The organism is Euzebya tangerina (assembly GCF_003074135.1).
Classification (GTDB): domain Bacteria; phylum Actinomycetota; class Nitriliruptoria; order Euzebyales; family Euzebyaceae; genus Euzebya; species Euzebya tangerina.
Genome location: NZ_PPDK01000002.1, coordinates 180,262 through 196,657, shown reverse-complemented (window position 1 = coordinate 196,657; position 16,396 = coordinate 180,262). Strand labels below are relative to the sequence as shown.

At 69.3% G+C, this 16,396-nt stretch carries 14 protein-coding genes; 2 read left to right on the top strand and 12 right to left on the bottom strand.

Annotation, left to right across the window (positions count from 1 at the left end):
- Positions 1-19: 19 nt before the first annotated feature.
- The gene (hmgA, locus tag C1746_RS16675; protein WP_116715902.1) at positions 20-1,354 is read right to left on the bottom strand and encodes a homogentisate 1,2-dioxygenase; all 1,335 of its coding nucleotides are present in this window, start codon (positions 1,352-1,354) and stop codon (positions 20-22) included.
- A 53-nt stretch (positions 1,355-1,407) separates the two neighbouring features.
- Between hmgA and C1746_RS16670 the strand changes: the two genes are divergently transcribed.
- Positions 1,408-1,809: a hypothetical protein gene (locus C1746_RS16670; protein WP_116715901.1), complete on the top strand. Its 402-nt coding sequence runs from the start codon at positions 1,408-1,410 to the stop codon at positions 1,807-1,809.
- A 55-nt stretch (positions 1,810-1,864) separates the two neighbouring features.
- Here C1746_RS16670 and C1746_RS16665 read toward each other — a convergent pair whose 3' ends face one another.
- The 6 genes from C1746_RS16665 to C1746_RS16640 all read right to left on the bottom strand — a co-directional run bounded on the left by C1746_RS16665 (position 1,865) and on the right by C1746_RS16640 (position 11,168).
- Positions 1,865-3,487, bottom strand: coding sequence for an FAD-dependent thymidylate synthase (locus C1746_RS16665; RefSeq protein WP_116715900.1), 1,623 nt, complete (start codon positions 3,485-3,487; stop codon positions 1,865-1,867).
- A gap of 142 nt (positions 3,488-3,629) precedes the next feature.
- Entirely contained in the window at positions 3,630-4,379 is a 750-nt protein-coding gene (gene dapB / locus C1746_RS16660; protein WP_116715899.1) for a 4-hydroxy-tetrahydrodipicolinate reductase, read from the bottom strand.
- A 130-nt stretch (positions 4,380-4,509) separates the two neighbouring features.
- Positions 4,510-5,805: a M16 family metallopeptidase gene (locus C1746_RS16655; RefSeq protein WP_205711947.1), complete on the bottom strand. Its 1,296-nt coding sequence runs from the start codon at positions 5,803-5,805 to the stop codon at positions 4,510-4,512.
- A gap of 128 nt (positions 5,806-5,933) precedes the next feature.
- Complete coding sequence (locus C1746_RS16650) at positions 5,934-8,381, bottom strand: polyribonucleotide nucleotidyltransferase (protein WP_116715897.1); 2,448 nt, start codon at positions 8,379-8,381, stop codon at positions 5,934-5,936.
- Between the two features lie 256 nt (positions 8,382-8,637).
- The gene (gene rpsO / locus C1746_RS16645; protein WP_116715896.1) at positions 8,638-8,910 is read right to left on the bottom strand and encodes a 30S ribosomal protein S15; all 273 of its coding nucleotides are present in this window, start codon (positions 8,908-8,910) and stop codon (positions 8,638-8,640) included.
- A 227-nt stretch (positions 8,911-9,137) separates the two neighbouring features.
- Positions 9,138-11,168, bottom strand: coding sequence for a cell wall-binding repeat-containing protein (locus C1746_RS16640; protein ID WP_116715895.1), 2,031 nt, complete (start codon positions 11,166-11,168; stop codon positions 9,138-9,140).
- 152 nt (positions 11,169-11,320) lie between these two features.
- Between C1746_RS16640 and C1746_RS16635 the strand changes: the two genes are divergently transcribed.
- A complete protein-coding gene (locus C1746_RS16635; protein ID WP_116715894.1) occupies positions 11,321-12,271 on the top strand; it encodes a septal ring lytic transglycosylase RlpA family protein in 951 nt (316 codons plus the stop codon).
- 252 nt (positions 12,272-12,523) lie between these two features.
- Here the strand turns inward: C1746_RS16635 and C1746_RS16630 are convergent, their stop codons facing one another.
- From C1746_RS16630 to C1746_RS16610, 5 genes are read right to left on the bottom strand one after another with little or no spacing between them, the layout of a single operon-like run.
- On the bottom strand, positions 12,524-13,465 hold the full coding sequence (locus C1746_RS16630; protein ID WP_116715893.1) for a bifunctional riboflavin kinase/FAD synthetase: 942 nt from the start codon (positions 13,463-13,465) through the stop codon (positions 12,524-12,526).
- Positions 13,466-13,486: 21 nt separating this feature from the next.
- Entirely contained in the window at positions 13,487-14,455 is a 969-nt protein-coding gene (truB, locus tag C1746_RS16625; protein ID WP_205711946.1) for a tRNA pseudouridine(55) synthase TruB, read from the bottom strand.
- Positions 14,452-15,447, bottom strand: coding sequence for a DHH family phosphoesterase (locus tag C1746_RS16620; protein ID WP_162867869.1), 996 nt, complete (start codon positions 15,445-15,447; stop codon positions 14,452-14,454). The genes truB and C1746_RS16620 overlap by 4 nt, the downstream gene beginning before the upstream one ends.
- Positions 15,448-15,489: 42 nt before the next feature.
- The gene (rbfA, locus tag C1746_RS16615; RefSeq protein ID WP_116715890.1) at positions 15,490-15,876 is read right to left on the bottom strand and encodes a 30S ribosome-binding factor RbfA; all 387 of its coding nucleotides are present in this window, start codon (positions 15,874-15,876) and stop codon (positions 15,490-15,492) included.
- The gene (locus tag C1746_RS16610) at positions 15,873-16,298 is read right to left on the bottom strand and encodes a DUF503 domain-containing protein (protein WP_162867868.1); all 426 of its coding nucleotides are present in this window, start codon (positions 16,296-16,298) and stop codon (positions 15,873-15,875) included. The genes rbfA and C1746_RS16610 overlap by 4 nt, the downstream gene beginning before the upstream one ends.
- Positions 16,299-16,396 lie beyond the last annotated feature (98 nt).

Sequence of the window (16,396 nt, the reverse complement as noted above, 5' to 3'; positions counted from 1 at the left end):
ACCGGTCAGGGCGTGCGGTTCAGGGCGTGCGCCGGTCGAAGTGGCGCTCGAGGGAGTGCCAGACGCTCGGGTAGTCGTCCTGCAGCGCCGGGATCGAGCCGGCGTAGGCGGTCGGGATCAGCGGGTAGCGGGTCTCGAACATGAACGACATCGTGTCCGCCAGCTTCTGCGGCTCGAGGTCGGAGGTCGTGGCCTTGATCCACGCGTCGTGGTCCGGGCCGTGGGGGAAGTAGCTGTTGTGCAAGCTCATGCCGCCGGGCTCGAAGCCCTCCTCCTTGGCGTCGTACACCCCGTACAGGATGCCCATGAACTCGCTCATGATGTTCTTGTGGTACCAGGGCGGACGGAAGGTGTGCTCGCCGACCAGCCAGCGGTCCCCGAAGATGACGACGTCGATGTTGGCGATGCCCTCATCCGGTGAGGGGGAGGTCAGGACGGTGAAGATCGACGGGTCGGGGTGGTCGAAGCTGATCGACCCCATCGTGGTGAACAGCCGCAGATCGTAGACCCAGGGGACGTGGTTGCCATGCCACGCCACGACGTCGAGTGGCGAGTGGTCGGTCTCGACCACGAACAGCTTTCCGTCGAACTTGACGAACAGCTGCCCCGACCGGTCGTGGTCCTCAAAGGCAGCGACCGGCGAGCGGAAGTCTCGCGGGTTGGCCAGACCGTTGGCGCCGATCGGGCCGCGCTCGGGGAGCTCCAGCAGGCGCCCGTAGTTCTCACAGACGTAGCCGCGCGCGGTCTCCTCCAGCAGGTCGACGGCGAAGACCATCCCCCGGGGAACCAGGAGGATCTCGCCGGGCCGGGCGTGAAGCACGCCACACTCGGTGCGAACCCGCAGGCCACCATCCTGGGGCACGATCAGCAGCTCACCGTCGGCGTTGTAGACGTAGGAGTCCGTCATCGACCGCGTCGCCATGTAGATGTGTGCGGCCATCCCGGTCTGGGTGTGGGCGTCACCGTTCGTGGCGATGGTGTGGAGCCCGGTGAGGAAGGTCGTGGGGTGATCGGGGAACGGGGGCGGGTTCCACCGGAGCTGCCCGATGGGCGGGTCCTGCTCGCGGCAGGGTGCGCTGCGGATCTGGTCCTGGTCCGCCGGCTCGAACCGCCATGCGTGGCGGACGGAAGGCCGGATCCGGTACATCCACGTGCGTCGGTTGCGGTCGTTCGGGACGGTGAAGGCGGTGCCGGACAGCTGCTCGGTGTACAGGCCGAGCGGGGGCTTCTGCGGGTTGTTCTGCCCTCGCGGGAGCGCACCGGGGACGGCCTCTGAGGAGAACTCGTTGCCGAAGCCCGTCTGGTACTCGGGCTCCTGAGGCGACTCAGCTGATGGCGTGTCGGCGTTGTCCACAGGGTGAGCAAGATACCTCTCGCGGGGGGCGGAAGTCTTGGCACCGTGCTGGCATGACCACAGATCTCCAGACAGACCAGCCCCCGATCGGAACCGAGTGCACGCGGGAGGAGGTGTTGGCGATCGCCGGCTCACGGACTCGGCGTGCTGCGGTGTTGCGTGCAGCTGGCGGTGGACCGATCGTCGGTCTGGCACTGACGCTGGCGCGCAATCCACGAGCGCCGCAGGTGATGGTCGTCGGTTCGGGTGAGCGACCGGCACGGGAGGCGCGGGAGATCGTGGAGGCGGCCGCGCCGATCCCGGTGTGGGTCCGGGCGGGGTCGTCTGGGACGTGGCGGTACTGCGGGCCGTTCGTGCCAACTCGCTTCGACACCACGGCACGCGGCCGGGCGTCGGCTGCGGCCGTCTCGGACGAGGCGGTGGGTGTGGTGCGACTCACGCCTGCGGAGGCCTGACCGCTCATGACAGCGGGGAGGGCTGCGCGCTCGGCGGGGAGGGCTGGTACCAGCCTCACTGCGCGGCGCGTTTGGCGTCCAGTGCTTGCTCGGCGGCCAGCCGCTCCAGCTCCCCCGTCGAGTGGTCGACGTAGGACATCGCAGCCGCGATCTCGGGGTGGACCGCCCGGATCAACTGGTGCATGCGCTGGCACACCCGCCGATACGCAGGATGGCCCTGCGGCGTGGTGCGCAACTCGAGCATCTGCATCGCCGCTCGGGCGTTCAGTTGCATCGTGTAGCGCATCCGCCAGCCGAACCCGACGGCGTACTGGGCGACGTGGGGGCCGTGGGCCTCCGCCAGCACCTCGTGGAGTTCGGCTTGGCGTCTCATGATCGCGTCGTACTGCGTCGTGAGTCCGGCGTCGGCCACCTCCGGCGGCATCTCATATCCGTGCGCGGGCGTGAGCAACTGCCACTCGATCGTGAGCATCCGGTGTCGCTGCAGGTCCCGGAAGCCGCCGTAGTCCGACAGGATCTCGAAGCGGTACCAGGGCCGCTCGAAGGCCCTGCCGGGCCGGTGGCGACGGTTGGTCCGCTTCCCCACGTACTCGGAGAGGATCTGCTGCTGCTGCTCGGCGGTCATGTCGTCGACGGCCGTGCGGACCTGGGCCTCCGGCGCGGCGGTGTGTGGTGCGAGGATGCCGGTGACGAGGTCGATCATGGCGTCCGGCGGGCCGAAGGCGGTCAGTGTGACCTCCTCGTCAGCCCCCTGCTCGTCCGGTCGCCCATGAGGCGGGTGGAGATCCAGAGCCGACGCAGCCTCAGCAGCGCTGTGCCGCGCAGCGCGCAGGTACTGCGTCCATGCCACCCCGCGGTCCGGCAGGTCGACCCGCTTGAGGAAGCTCGGGATGACCGTGCGGAGCTCGGTCAACATCGCCTGCGCCGCATCCCGAACCTCGGCCAGCTCGTGACCGGCCATGCGCAGCAGCATGTTCTCGTACGCCTGCCCCGAGGCGAAGATGCCGACGTTGGATGTCGTCGCCGCAGGCAGGAGACCACGGATCGAGTCCAGGGCCTTGGCTCGGATGGTGTTGCGGTAGGCGACGTCGGAGGTCCGAGCGTCTTGGGGATAAGTCGCCCGGGCCCAGGCCTGCATGGGCTCGATCAGCTCGGCGTAGGCGCCGAACATCCGATCGAGGTCGGCGATGTAGCGGTCGGCGTGGGGCCCGGCCATGACCTCGGCTGGTCGGTGGTAGCGGTAGCGCCCGCCCGGCTTGTCGTCGTACGGGATGTAGCGCGTGGACTGCTCCAGGTAGGCCGCCAGTCGCCCCCACTCGAGTTGCTTGGTCAGCAGGTTGGAGGCCTGCTCGACGGCGAGGTGCGCGCCGCCCAGCTGGGCCACCGAGTCGTCCCCGTACTGCAGGAAAACCCGGTCGTACAGGGCGGCGGCCTTCGAGCCCTCGTCCGCCACGGTCAACGACCCGTCGGCGTCGGTGGCGCCCCCTCCCAGGGTGTCGGCGAACTCGTCCAGCAGCAGGCGGCGAAGCGACTTCGGCGAGCGGGAGTACCGGGCGTACATCGCGCCCTTGACCACCTCCGGCAGGTTGGCCAGCGCGAACACGTTCCCGTCCAGGTTGGACACGTGGGGCGCCAGCAACGCCTGCTCCTCAGGGGTCAGGGAGTGCTCGGGGTGCATGGGGCCGGATGGTATCGACGGCGAGGATGTCGGCGAGGTGCCCGGAGCCGGATTGCCTCCGAACTCGGCGCTGGCGAGATCGGCTGGAGGCAGAACGGCTCATCCAGGGCGTGGAAGGCGGAGGACGATCAGGATCGCCGGTCTAGTCGAACAGGATGTGCTCGAGACCAACCGTCAGGCCGGGACGGGTCCCAACCGCCTTGACCGCAAGAAGAACGCCCGGCATGAACGAGGACCGATCCAGGGAGTCGTGCGTCAGCGTCAGGGTCTCGCCCGTCCCGCCGAACATGACCTGCTGGTGGGCGACCAGCCCGGGGAGCCGGACCGAGTGCACGGGGATCTTTTTCTCCAGGAGCCCCCGTGCCGGGTTGTCGTCCGGACCGACGGGCGCTGGCGTCCCGCCCGCCGCAGCCGTCCCCGGGGGAGCTGACCGCTGCGCCTCTGCAATCAGCTTGGCGGTCCGCAGCGCCGTGCCGGATGGCGCGTCGGCCTTCCGGTCGTGGTGCAGCTCGATGATCTCGACGTTCGGCAGGTGCACGGCCGCCTCCTCGGCGAAGCGCATCAAGAGGACCGCACCGACTGCGAAGTTGGGGGCCACCAGGGCGTTGGCAGGCCCCGTGGCCTGGTCGATCTCCGCCAGGTCCTCGTCGGTCAGCCCGGTCGTCCCGACCACGGCGTGCACACCCGCTCGGAGCAACCACAGCACGTTGGCCTTCACGCTGTCCGGGTGGGTGAAGTCGACGCAGACGTCGGCGCCGGCATCCAGCAGCTTCTCCCGGCTGTCGTCAGCGTCGAGTGCGGCGACCAGCTCGACGTCCGGATCACCGTCGATGGCGGCACAGGTCGTCTGCCCCATCCGGCCGAGGGCTCCGAGAACGGCGACGCGCAACATGGGCAACACCCTACGGGTTCGCCGAGCCCCTCTTCACCTGCCGTCCCCGGACGACCGCAGCGTCACGCCCGAAGGTTCTCCGTCGGGAGCGGAATACGTGTTGCGGTTGGGGCCAGCGAGGGTGCCGGAGTCACACCACGTCGGAGAGGTCGCCCGCCTCGAGCGGGCCGACCACGGCCAACGCCTTCGGGCCACCGAGCAGGATCTCTGCCACCTCGGCGACGTCGTCCGCCGAGACGGTGTCGATCGCCTCCATGATCTCGTCAAGGCTCAGCAACGGCGTCCCCGTCGTCAGCGCCCGTCCGATGCGGGTCATGCGGCTCGAGGTGTCCTCCAGGGCCATGATGGTCGCCCCCGTCAGGTAGCCCTTGGACCGCCGACGCTCGTCCTCGCTCAGGTTGTCGCGGACCACCGCAGACAACTCCTCACGGACGACGTCGACCACCTCTCCGGCACGCTTCGGTGCGGTGCCCACGTACACGCCGAACGTCCCGACGTCGGCGTAGGTGGCCGGGTAGGAGTACACGCTGTACGCCATGCCGCGCTTCTCGCGGACTTCCTGGAAGAGCCGACTGGCCATGCCACCGCCGAGCGCCTGGTTCAGCACGGTCTGGGCCCACCGCAGCCGATGGCCACGAGGCAGTCCCATCCCACCCAGGACCAGGTGGGCCTGCTCGGTCGGCCGCGGCCGCACGCGCAGCGCAGACGCCGGTCGGGTGATCTCCTCCCCTGCCACACCCTCCGCCTGGCTTCCAGGCTCGTAGGCACCCATCGCCTCGGTGACCAACGCGACCAACTCGTCGTGATCGACGTTGCCGGCGCAGGCGACCGTGATCACGTCGGTGGTGTAGCGGGATTGCCACCAACCAGCCACCTGATCGCGGGTCATCGCGGTCATGGACTCGTTGGTCCCCAGCACCTCGCGCCCCAAGGGGTGATCGCCGAAGACGGCGTGCGCGAACTCGGAGTGCACCAGGTCACTGGGGTCGTCCAGGTGCATGCGGATCTCCTCGAGGACCACGTCTCGCTCGTTCTCCACCTCCTCCGGCAGCACCAGCGAGGCGGTCAACATGTCACCCAGGACGTCCACAGCTGCTGGCAGATCTCGGTCAAGACAGCGGGCGTAGTAGGCGGTGTACTCCTTGGAGGTGAAGGCGTTCATGTCGCCGCCGACCTGGTCGAGGACCTGGGCGATCTCCAGCGGCGTCCGTGACCGGGTGCCCTTGAACAGCAGGTGCTCGAGGAAGTGGGTGGCGCCCTCCAGTGGCGATACCTCGTCCCGCGACCCGACCCCGATCCAGAATCCGACGCTGACGCTCCGAACCCCCGGAAGGTGCTCGCTGGCCACGCGGATGCCGTTTGGCAGCGTGGTCAGACGGATGCCGTCGGGTAGCGGCATCGCGCTGGACTCGAGAGACGTGCTCACGGGGCTCCTGGACGGAGACGGTTCAATCGACATCGTTCGTTCACACCCTCACCCGCGGCTCGGCGGTCTGAGAACAGTCCAGGCGGTGAGGCATCGATGCCCCACCGCCTGGTCGTGACTGATGTTCGCTAGCCGCGACGGCGACGGCGAGTACGCCCCTCGCCACCGTCGGAGTCGCCTCCGCGGGAACGCGAGCGGCTGCGGCCGCCGCGACCCTCACGGGAGCGGGATCGACGAGCGCCGGATCCGCCCTCGGAGGCTTCGGGGCTCGACGCCGGCGTTGGTGCCGGCTCAGCAGGGGTCTCCTCGACTTCGACCTCGACCTCGACCTCCGGCTCGTCGTCGGTGTCGTCGGCGGCCGCACCACCACGGTCCTCGTCGGCCGGGGGATCGATCAGCACGAGGGAGAACTTGTTGCCGTTCTTCACCTCGTTGACCTCGACCCACAGCTTCTCGCCCACGGACACGGCCTCGTCCGCGTGCGCCAGCCGCTTGTTGCCCCCCAGCTTGGAGATGTGGAGCAGGCCGTCCGAGCCCGGGCTCAAGGAGACGAAGGCACCGAAGTCGACGGTCTTGACGACCGTGCCGTAGTACCGCTCGCCCTCTTGTGGCACGACCGGGTTGGCGATCTGCCGGACGCGCTGGAGTGCCATGTCGGCTGCCGCCCCGGTCATGGCGTAGATCCGGACGACTCCGCGACCGGCCTCGTCCTCCACGTCGATCTGGGCACCAGTCTCCTCGGTGATCTCGCGGATGATCTTCCCCTTCGGGCCGATCACCTCGCCGATCTTGTCGCCGGGGATGTACTCGACGTGGGCCCGCGGCGCGTGCTCGTTCATCTCGGCACGCGGCTCTGCGATGCAGGCGGTGATGACGTCCAGGATCTCCAAGCGGGCGTCCTTGGCCTGCGTCAGCGCGTCAGCGAGGACTTGGGCCGGGATGCCGGACAGCTTGGTGTCGAGCTGCAGGGCGGTCACGAACTCGCCGGTTCCGGCGACCTTGAAGTCCATGTCGCCGAAGGCGTCCTCGGCTCCCTGGATGTCGGTCAGGGTGGTGTACTTGCCGTCCTCGGAGATGAGGCCCATCGCGATGCCGGCCACGGGGGCGGCGATCGGCACACCGGCGTCCATCAGGGACAGGGTGGAGGCGCAGACCGAGGCCATCGACGTCGAGCCGTTGGAGGAGACGACCTCACTGACCAGCCGGAGGGCGTAGGCGAACTCGTCGGCACCCGGGACGACGGGCAGCAGCGCCCGCTCGGCCAGGGCGCCGTGGCCGATCTCGCGGCGCTTGGGGCCGCGCATGAAGCCGGTCTCGCCGACGCTGAACGGCGGGAAGTTGTAGTGGTGGATGTACCGCTTCTCGGTACTCGGGTCGATGGTGTCCAGCCGCTGGGCGTCGCGGAGCATCCCGAGCGTCAGGACGTTCAGGACCTGGGTCTCACCACGGGTGAAGATCCCGGAGCCGTGGGCGCGGGGCAGCACCCCGACCTCGGCGGACAGCGCCCGGATGTCACGGGGCCCACGGCCATCGATGCGGACGTTGTCATTGACGACCCGCCGACGGATCAGGCTCTTCTCGAGCGAGCGGAAGGCGTTCTTGGACTGCTTCTCGAGCTCCTCGTCACTGACGTCGACGTCGCCGGCGTTGGCGAAGACGTAGTCGATGGCCGCGTCACGGATCTCGCTCATGGCATCGCTGCGGCCGGCCTTGTCCAGACGATCGTCGACCAGGACCTTGCCCATGTCCTTGGCCGCGGACTTCTCCACGGCGTCGTAGACCCGGCTGTCGTAGGGCGCGAAGGTCGGGTACTCGCGAACCGCGCGGTCGCCCGCCTTGTCGGCCAACTCGTTCTGCAGGTCGCAGAGCTGCTTCAGGTAGCCCTTCGCCTCCTCCAGCGCGGCCCCGAGGACCTCCTCGGTCGGCTTGACGGCACCCATCTCGATCTTGGTGACGGCGTTCTCAGTGGCCTCAGCCTCGACCATGAGGATGTCGACCTCGCCGGAGGTCGGGTTCAGGCGGCCGGCGACGACGAGGTCGAAGACGCCCTCGGACTCCATCCACTCGAAGGTCGGGAACACCGTCCAGTTGCCCTTGATGTCCATCCCCATGCGGACACCGGCGACGGGGCCGTCGAAGGGGATGCCGGCCAGGACGGTGGCCGCCGAGGCACCGTTGATGGCGAGGACGTCCGGCGGGTTGGACTGGTCGGCGGACAGGGTGGTGATGAGGACCTGCACCTCGTTGCGCAGGCCGTCGGCGAAGGTCGGTCGCAGTGGTCGGTCGACCAGACGACAGGTGAGGATGGCGTTCTCCGAGGGGCGACCCTCACGCTTGAAGAACGACCCGGGGATGCGCCCGGCGGCGTACATCTTCTCCTCGAAGTCGACGGTCAGCGGGAAGAAGTCCAGATGGTCCTTCGGCCGGCCGCTCGCGGTGGAGGTGACCAACAGGATGGTCTCCCCCAGGTGACAGACGACGGAGCCGCCTGCCTGCCCGGCCAACTTGCCGGACTCCATGGTGATGTCGACGCCGCCGATCTTGGCGGACGCCTCGAATGTTCCGAGCTTGGTCATGAGCTCGCGTTCCTTTCATCCGCACGGTTGTGCGGTGGTTGTGGGACGCGATCGATGCGCAGGTGCTTGAGTGAACCCCGTGGGTCCCGGTTCCCAGTGACCACGCTCCACCGCCTCCAGACTGGGCTGGCCGACGTTGGCTCGTCACCACTGACAACCGGACGTGCGCCCGATCGCTGTTGTTTCTAGCTAGGTGTATGCAGTTGTTTCAAAGAACGAACGCCGAACCTCGGGGAGGTCCGGCGTCGGGGATGGTCTAGCGGCGAAGGCCCAGGCGACCGATCAGGTCACGGTAGCGCTCGATGTCCTTGCGCTGGAGGTATCCCAGCAGGTTGCGGCGTTGACCGACCAGCATCAGCAATCCGCGACGGGAGTGGTGATCCTTGGCGTGGGTCTTCAGGTGTTCGGTGAGGTGGTTGATGCGTGCGGTGAGCAGCGCGACCTGGACCTCGGGTGAGCCGGTGTCGCCCTCATGTGTGGCGTACTCGGCGAGAATGGCTTCTTTGTTCGGAATCGGCGCCTTGGCCATGTATCTGCGTGCTCCTCGTCTGGTCGTCTCCCATCGGGCGGGTCGCACATCCTGCGACCGGGGTACCTGGTCGGCGCCGGAGCGGCATCCGTCCTGGTCCTCCTGGGCTCACCCGCATGGGCACGATGTCATTCGGCCGCGACCTGCGACCGACCTCGGAGTATGCCGCGCCCCCCGACCGATGACAACCGGCCGGGGGACGGGGGATGAGCGCTGGTGGGTGTCGGCTACTGTCGCACGGCGGGGCCGCCGGTGACTGCGTACCCCTCCGGCGGGGTCAGTTCGGCGACCGTGCCGTCCCCGGTGTTGAGGACCCTGATGGCCTCGTCACCGACCCGCCAGCCGATCAGGGTACCGGAGCCGTCGGACTCGATGCGCTGCCCTGCGGCAGCGTCGCCGGCGTCGTCCACGAGCACCTCTAATTCGCCGGACCCGGCGTCGACAGCCACGAGCGCGACCGCGTCAGCGACGTCGGCCAGCACGACCACGGTCTCGCCGTCGGGCAGCCAGTACGGCGGAGAGTTCACGTCGAGCCCTTCCACCTCGACGGTGTCGCCCTCGGGGTAGGTTGCGATGCGCAGGACGCCGGTGTTAGCGATCTCGTCAGTCAGGGCGATCGCGCCATCGCCGTTCGGGTTGAGGGCGGCCCCGATGATGGCCGCGCCACTGCGGCGCTGGATCTGGGCGTCGAAGGCGCCGGCCTGTCGGGCGTCGACGCGGAGACCGCCGTCGGAGGTCTCGGCGAGGAGGCCCTCGTTGACGTTCGCGTTCGCCGCGTGCGGCTCGTAGGCCTGGAACGACACCGGGCTCGCGCCCCGGAAGCCGGAGCCGAAGCCGCTCCTGACCCCGCCGGCGGTTCGGAACACACCGCCGGCCCCGAGGGACGGGATGAAGACCGCCGACTGGGCGCCGTCACCGCCGAAGGCGTCGAGGAAGGTCTCCCGTCCCCCCGCGTCGCTGTCGTCGCCGGGATCGGCGCCGAGGGTGCCGTCGGCCTGCACGTCGAAGGCGTATCGCACGGTGCGCTCGCCGGTCGGCAGGAGGCCGTACAACCGGGTGCTGTCGCCGGTCCAGTCGAGGAGGGGGCAGCCGTCGGGTCGGCAGGTCGCCCGCAGCCCGGAGTCCGAACCGTCGAAGGCGGCACCCCAGACAAGAGACGAGTCGCCGTCGCTGACGGCGAAGGTGAAGGTCCCCGCCGGCGTCGGGAGTGCCACGGCAGGTGCGAAGCCGAGCTCCACGCGGGCGGCGTCACACACGACCGCGGCAACCGCGCAGGTGATGGCCTCCGGCCCCTCCTCCAGGTACCCCTCGGTGGCCGGCGGGAGCGAGTCGATGTTGCCCAGCACGATCGGGGTGCCCAGGACGAAGGCGCGGGCAGCCGCGGCAAATCCCGCCGCCCACGCGTCGTCGGAGAACCCATCCACCACGATCACCTCGTCGGTGGCGGCAGCGGTGTCGAAGCCGAGCTCTGCTGCGATCGCGATCGCTGTCGCAGCGCGGTCCGGACCCTCAAGTCTCCGGACCGCGATGCTCAGGTCGGCGACCTGCTGCTCGACCTCGGCCGATACCGCCGCCGTCCCACCCACGATCACGACCTCGGTGATTCCCGAGGACGTGAGGTAGTCACGAGTGGACCCGGTCAGCACCTCGGTCTGGGTGAGCAGGACCGGCCAGCCCCGAATCGCAGCCAGGGCACCAGCACCCAGGGTGTCGGCGAACGCCGACGTCGGGTTGCCCTCCACACCACCCGACCGCGCAAGTACCGCGGTGGTGGCGTCGGGCTGGAGGGTCGAGGCCGTGGACACCGCAGTCTCTGTCCGCGACACACCGGAGACGCGGCTGACGGTGAGGCCGAGATCGGAGAGCTCGTCGGCCACCGCCTCGGACACCGCCACCTCACCACCGAAGATCACCGCCGCCGAAGCCCCGAGCCGTTCGATCTCGTCGCGCACCTCGGCGGGGATGGGCCCGTCAGTGGGAACCAGCAGCAGCGGCCCGTCGCTCTGTGCCAGGCCGGACGACAGCGAGTCTGCGAAGACATCCGAGCGGCCGATCAGAACGGTGTCGACCGAGCCCTCGGCGAAGGTCGCTCGGGACAACTCGACGGCGACATCGATGTTGGGAGTCGCGGACTCGCCCAAGCCGACGGCGGCCGTGTCCTCTCCGAACGGCGAGTCCTCCTGCCCGACTGCTGTGGTGCCCGGCAAAGCCAGCACAGCAATCAGACAGCTCACGAGCAAAACGCGTACGCGCACCATGACTGCTCCTCAATCTCTCGTGGAAATGACTGCTTCCTGCTGAGATCGGACCGTACAGGGCGCCTCTAACCAACCACTAACAGCCCGCGGGTGATGGATCGGGAGATTCTGCGAAGGTTGGCGGCCGGGCTGCCGATACTCCAGGTACCGCCATGCATTCCGCCCGTCACGCCGCCCTCGGATCACTTCTCGTGGTCAGCCTCGCGCTGACCGCGTGCAGCGCCGACACCGGTGGCGTGGGCGAGCCGATGGCCCAACAGGTCACCGGTTCGGTCGATGCGGGCGCAGCGGCACGTGGCGCCGCGCTCGACCGGTACCCGACAGGTCCAGCCGCTGCCGTGCAGGAGTTGGTGATCCCGGACCTGGTCGGCATGTCAGCGCAGCGCGCTGCCCGTGCGGCCGCCGAGGCCGGCTTCGAGGTCAGGGTCATCCCCTTCGATCCGGAGTCGCCGATCACGGGCCAGTCCCCCGCCTACGGCCAGCCGGCCCCGCTCGATGGGGTGATCGAGATCCGCCAGGGTCTCCCGCCGACCGAGGAGCCCGATGCCGCGGCACAGGCCACAGTTGCCTCCGCCGACAGCGTGTCCAATCAGTCCGGGACCCCGGACCAGGGGGACACGATCTCCGAGGGGGCCGGCGCTACCTCGTCGGATGACACCTCGGGTGCGCAAGCGGTCGTCGAGGCACCCGCCGCCTCGTCGGTGCAGACCACCTCCGCGGTCTCCCCGGCCTACGTGCTGCCACCCCACACCGAGGGACGACTGCGGACCAATCCCCGATTTCTCCCGGCCCTGCCGCTGGGAACCCAGCTGACCGGGCAGGCGAGTTGGTACGGGCCGGGCTTCCACGGCAACACCACGGCCTGTGGAGGGGTGTACGACCAGAACGGCCCGACGATCGCAGCTCGGGAGCTGCGGTGCGGGACCATCGTGCGGATCACCGGCCCCTCCGGCGCAACGGTTGAGGCGACGGTGACCGACTGGGGCCCGGCTGAGTGGACCGGTCGGCGCTTCGACCTCTCCGCCGCCGTGTTCAACGCGATCGCGCCGCTCGGGGCGGGGGTCATCCCGGTCACGGTCGTGACCGCGAACGTTCCCGGCTGATCTCAGACCGGGTCAGGTTCCCCACCACGAGGCCAGGTTCCCCACGACGAGGCCAGGTTCCCCACGACGAGGCCAGGTTCCCCACCACGAGGCCAGGTTCCCCACCACGAGGCCAGGTTCCCCGCCACGAGGTTAGGTTCCCCACCACGAGACCAGGTTCCCCACCACGAGACCAGGTTCCCCACGACGAGACCAGGTTCCCCGCGACGAGGCCAGGTTCCCCACGACGAGGCCAGGTTCCCCACCAAGAACTCAGGCCAGCAGCTCCCGAGCCCGCGCCACGTCCAGCGTCATCTGTGCGACGAGGTCGTCCACGGCGTCGAACTTCACCTGGCCCCGCAGCCGGTGGGTGAAGGCGAGGGCCGCGTCCACGCCGTACAACTCCCCTGACCAGTCCAGCAAGTTGGCCTCGATCCGCACCGCGGTGATCCCCGCGAAGGTCGGGTTCGTCCCCACCGAGATCGCACACGGATGCCAGGTCCGATGGTCCGGCCCCGACTCCGGCAGCCGGAACCGTCCGGCGTACACCCCGTCCGCCGGCACCGCCGCCCGCTCATCGACGTGCAGGTTCGCGGTCGGGAAGCCGAGGAGCCGGCCGCGCTGATCGCCCCGCGCAATGATGCCCTCCATCACGTACGGGCGGCCGAGCCAGCGAGCGGCCTGCTCGACGTCACCCCGCTCGAGGGCCGCGCGGATCTGGGTCGAGGAGACGATGGTGTCGTCGAGCTCGAGCAGCGTGACCCCCTCGGAGGTGAAGTCCAGGAGCGGTCCGATGTCGGCCAGCGTCGTCACGTCACCGGCCGCCCGATGGCCGAAGCGGAAGTTCGCGCCGACGACCACATGTCGGGCCTGCAGGGGCCCGCCGAGCACGTGGGTGATGAAGTCCCCCGGCTCCCGGTGCCGGAGCTCGTCGTCGAACGGCAGGGCGACGACCAGGTCCACCTCGAGAGCCGCCAGAGCTCGCAACCGCTGATCCAACGTCATCAACAGAGGCGGCCGGGCGCCCGGGTTGACCACCTCGAGGGGGTGGCGATCGAAGGTCACCACAACGCAGCGGATGCCCTGCTGGTCAGCCGCCCGCACGGCCCGGGTGATGAGCGACTGGTGCCCGCGGTGCACCCCGTCGAAGAAGCCGATGACGACCACGGACTCGGCCGGCTTCACCGCATCCAGCCCGACCGCGATCTCAGCCACCGGTTCTGCTCCGAACCCTCATCAGTTGAACACCACGTCGGGCTTCGCCTGTCTCCCGTCATCGGTCATCACCGCGATGAGCTCGCCACCACGGGTCAGCACCGACACCGTTCCGGGGGTGCCGCTGGAGGGCAGCCGCCGACCGTTGCGGACCAGGGCGGCATCCTCGTCCGACACCAGCCTTGAGGGGTAGTCGGCCATCGCCTCCGCCGGCGACATGACAGCCTCGGCGAATCGTTCCTCGTCGGCCAGCGCCTGCAGGACCTCCAGCGACCGTCCTTCCTCCACGGAGAACCGACCCGAACCCAGTCGCCGCAGACCCGTCAGGTGCGCTCCGACCTCGAGGGCCTCTCCGACGTCCGCGGCAAGCGTGCGGACATAGGTCCCGGCCGAGCAGGTCACGAGGAACGACGCGGTTGCCTCCGGCCCCGGTGCGAAGTCGGCCAGGACGATGTCGTGGATGGTGACCGGTCGGGGCTCGCGCTCGACCTCCTCACCCCGACGTGCCTTCACGTGGAGCCGCTCCCCGTCGACCCGGACGGCGGACACCATCGGCGGGATCTGCTCGATGTCACCGACGAAGGACTTCAGCACCTCACAGAGCTCGGCCTCGGTGACCGCAGAGGCGTCGGTGCGGCTGGTCTCCTCGCCCTCGTTGTCGAGCGTGGTCGTGGTCCGGCCCAGCCGCATCCTCGCGTCATAGGTCTTCTGCGAGGCCTGCAGGTAGGGAACCAGTCGGGTCGCTCTGCCGATGCAGACGACGAGCACGCCGGTCGCGTCCGGGTCCAGGGTGCCGGCGTGTCCGACCTTCGGGCCCTTCCGACGCCCCCGGCGGCCGGGCTTCGACCCGACGATCCGTCTGATCGCGGCCACGACATCGTGTGAGGTCATCCCGACCTCCTTGTCGATGACGACGACCCCCTCGACATCCGCTCCGACAGGCGCGTGGTCGACGTCAGCCCGAGTGGCCGTCCGGTCGGCGCTCATCATCCGGCCACCTCCAGTTGCTCCTCGGGGAGCAGCGACCGGACGGCCGCCACCACCTCGGAGGCCGTGCCCCGGCCGGTGAAGCCAGCCGCACGGCGGTGGCCGCCCCCACCCATGGCGCGGGCGATCTGGGCGACGTCGGTCCCTCCACGTGAGCGGAGGGAGCTGCGCCACACCAGGGGCTGTGTCTCGCGCAGGAAACACGTGACGTCGATGTCGCCGACGCTGCGGAGCAGGTCGATCAGGCCGTCGGGCTCATCGGAAGACGTCCTGGTCTGCGCCAGGTCGTCCAGGGTCACGTAGCTGGACACCATCGTGTCGGTGACCGTGGCCCGCCGGGTGACCCGGGACACGAGGGTCAGGTACCCCCGGGAGGCGGAGGCGTACACCGCCTCGCCCACGGCGGCGTGGTCCGCGCCGGCCTCGAGCAGTCCGGCGGCAACCCGGTGGTCGGCGGGGCCGGTCGAGGAGAAGCCGAACCGACCGGTGTCGGTCAGCAGTGCCAGGTAGATCGCGTTCGCGAGTGGTGGGGTGAGGGGGACATCGAGGTGCCTGAGGACCTCGAGCACCAGCACCCCGGTACACGATGCATGTTCGTCGACCACGCGGATGTCACCGAAGGGTTCGCCGACCGCGTGGTGGTCGATGACGACGACGTCGGTTGCCTGAGCGGCCAGGTGGGACAACGTCCCCAACCGGCTGGCGGCTGCCGTGTCGCAGGAGACGAGCACCTCGGGCGGCTCCGTGATCATCCCCGCGGCGACCAGGCCGTCGGTCGGCAGCACGGCCGCGAGGGCGTCACTCAGCGGTGCGGGTTCCTGCCCCTCGTGACGTGCGCCCCAGGTGGCGACAGCCGGCACACCGATGGTGCGGAGCCCCTCGGTCAGTGCCAGCACCGACCCGAGCGCATCCCCGTCGGGGTTGATGTGCCCGACCACGGTGACGCTGCCGGCACGCCGAAGTCGCTGGGCAGCCCGTCGGGCTGCGGCGTCCACTGCCGTCGATCGTGCGTTGGAGTTGGGCGACATCGAGGCGGATCAGGTGCTGCTGTCCGGTGTCAGGGTGTCGCCCTCGTCGGCGTCGGCGTCCAGGCCCGCCAAGATCTGTTCGACCCTGCGGCCGCGCTCGGCGACGTCGTCCAGCTCGAAGGAGAGTTCCGGGATGTGTCGCACGGTCAGTGCGCGGCCGAGGTCCCGTCGCAGCAGTCCGGTCGCGGACGCCAGACCGGCGGCGGTCGACCTGCGCTGCTCCTCGGTGTCGGGCAGGACGGTGTAGTAGATCGTGGCTCGCTCGTTGTCCCCGGACATCCGCACGTCGGTCACGGTCACGAACCCGACTCGCGGGTCCTTGAGGGTGGGGATCTGCGAACTGATGATCTCCTTGACCCGCTCGCCGAGTCGTCGACCTCGTTCGGGCGCACTCATGCGGCACCTCCGGTGACGGTGATGTCGTCCTCGACATCGACGTCCAACTCCACGGTGAAGTCGCTGAGGAGCCCGGCGTCGACGCCCACACGGGGGTCACGGGTGCCGCCACGGGCCATGCTGAACCCGGTCTCCTCGGTGGCCACCACCTCGATGTGCAGATCGAGCACCTCGACCTCGACCGTTCGGGCGACGATGCGTTCGACGTCGGAGACCACGGACCGACCGGTGGTCTCGTCCGAGCAGGCGATCGCCACCCCCAGCGTGGTGCGCTGCCAGAGGTCCTGGTGGTCGACTTCGGCCACGCTCACGTGAAGATCCTGGCGGAGGCGCGACTGCAGTCGTCGGATGACACCACGCTTGTCCTTGAGGCTGCGCGAGGCAGGGATGTGAAGGTCGAGTTCGACGAGGACGGCAAGCACAGCCCAAGCGTAGTTGACCACCGTGCGATCCTCACTTGGCGGGCCGGCGCCACCTGCCCGTGCCGGCGGACCCCTCGATCTGCGTGATGACTCGTCAA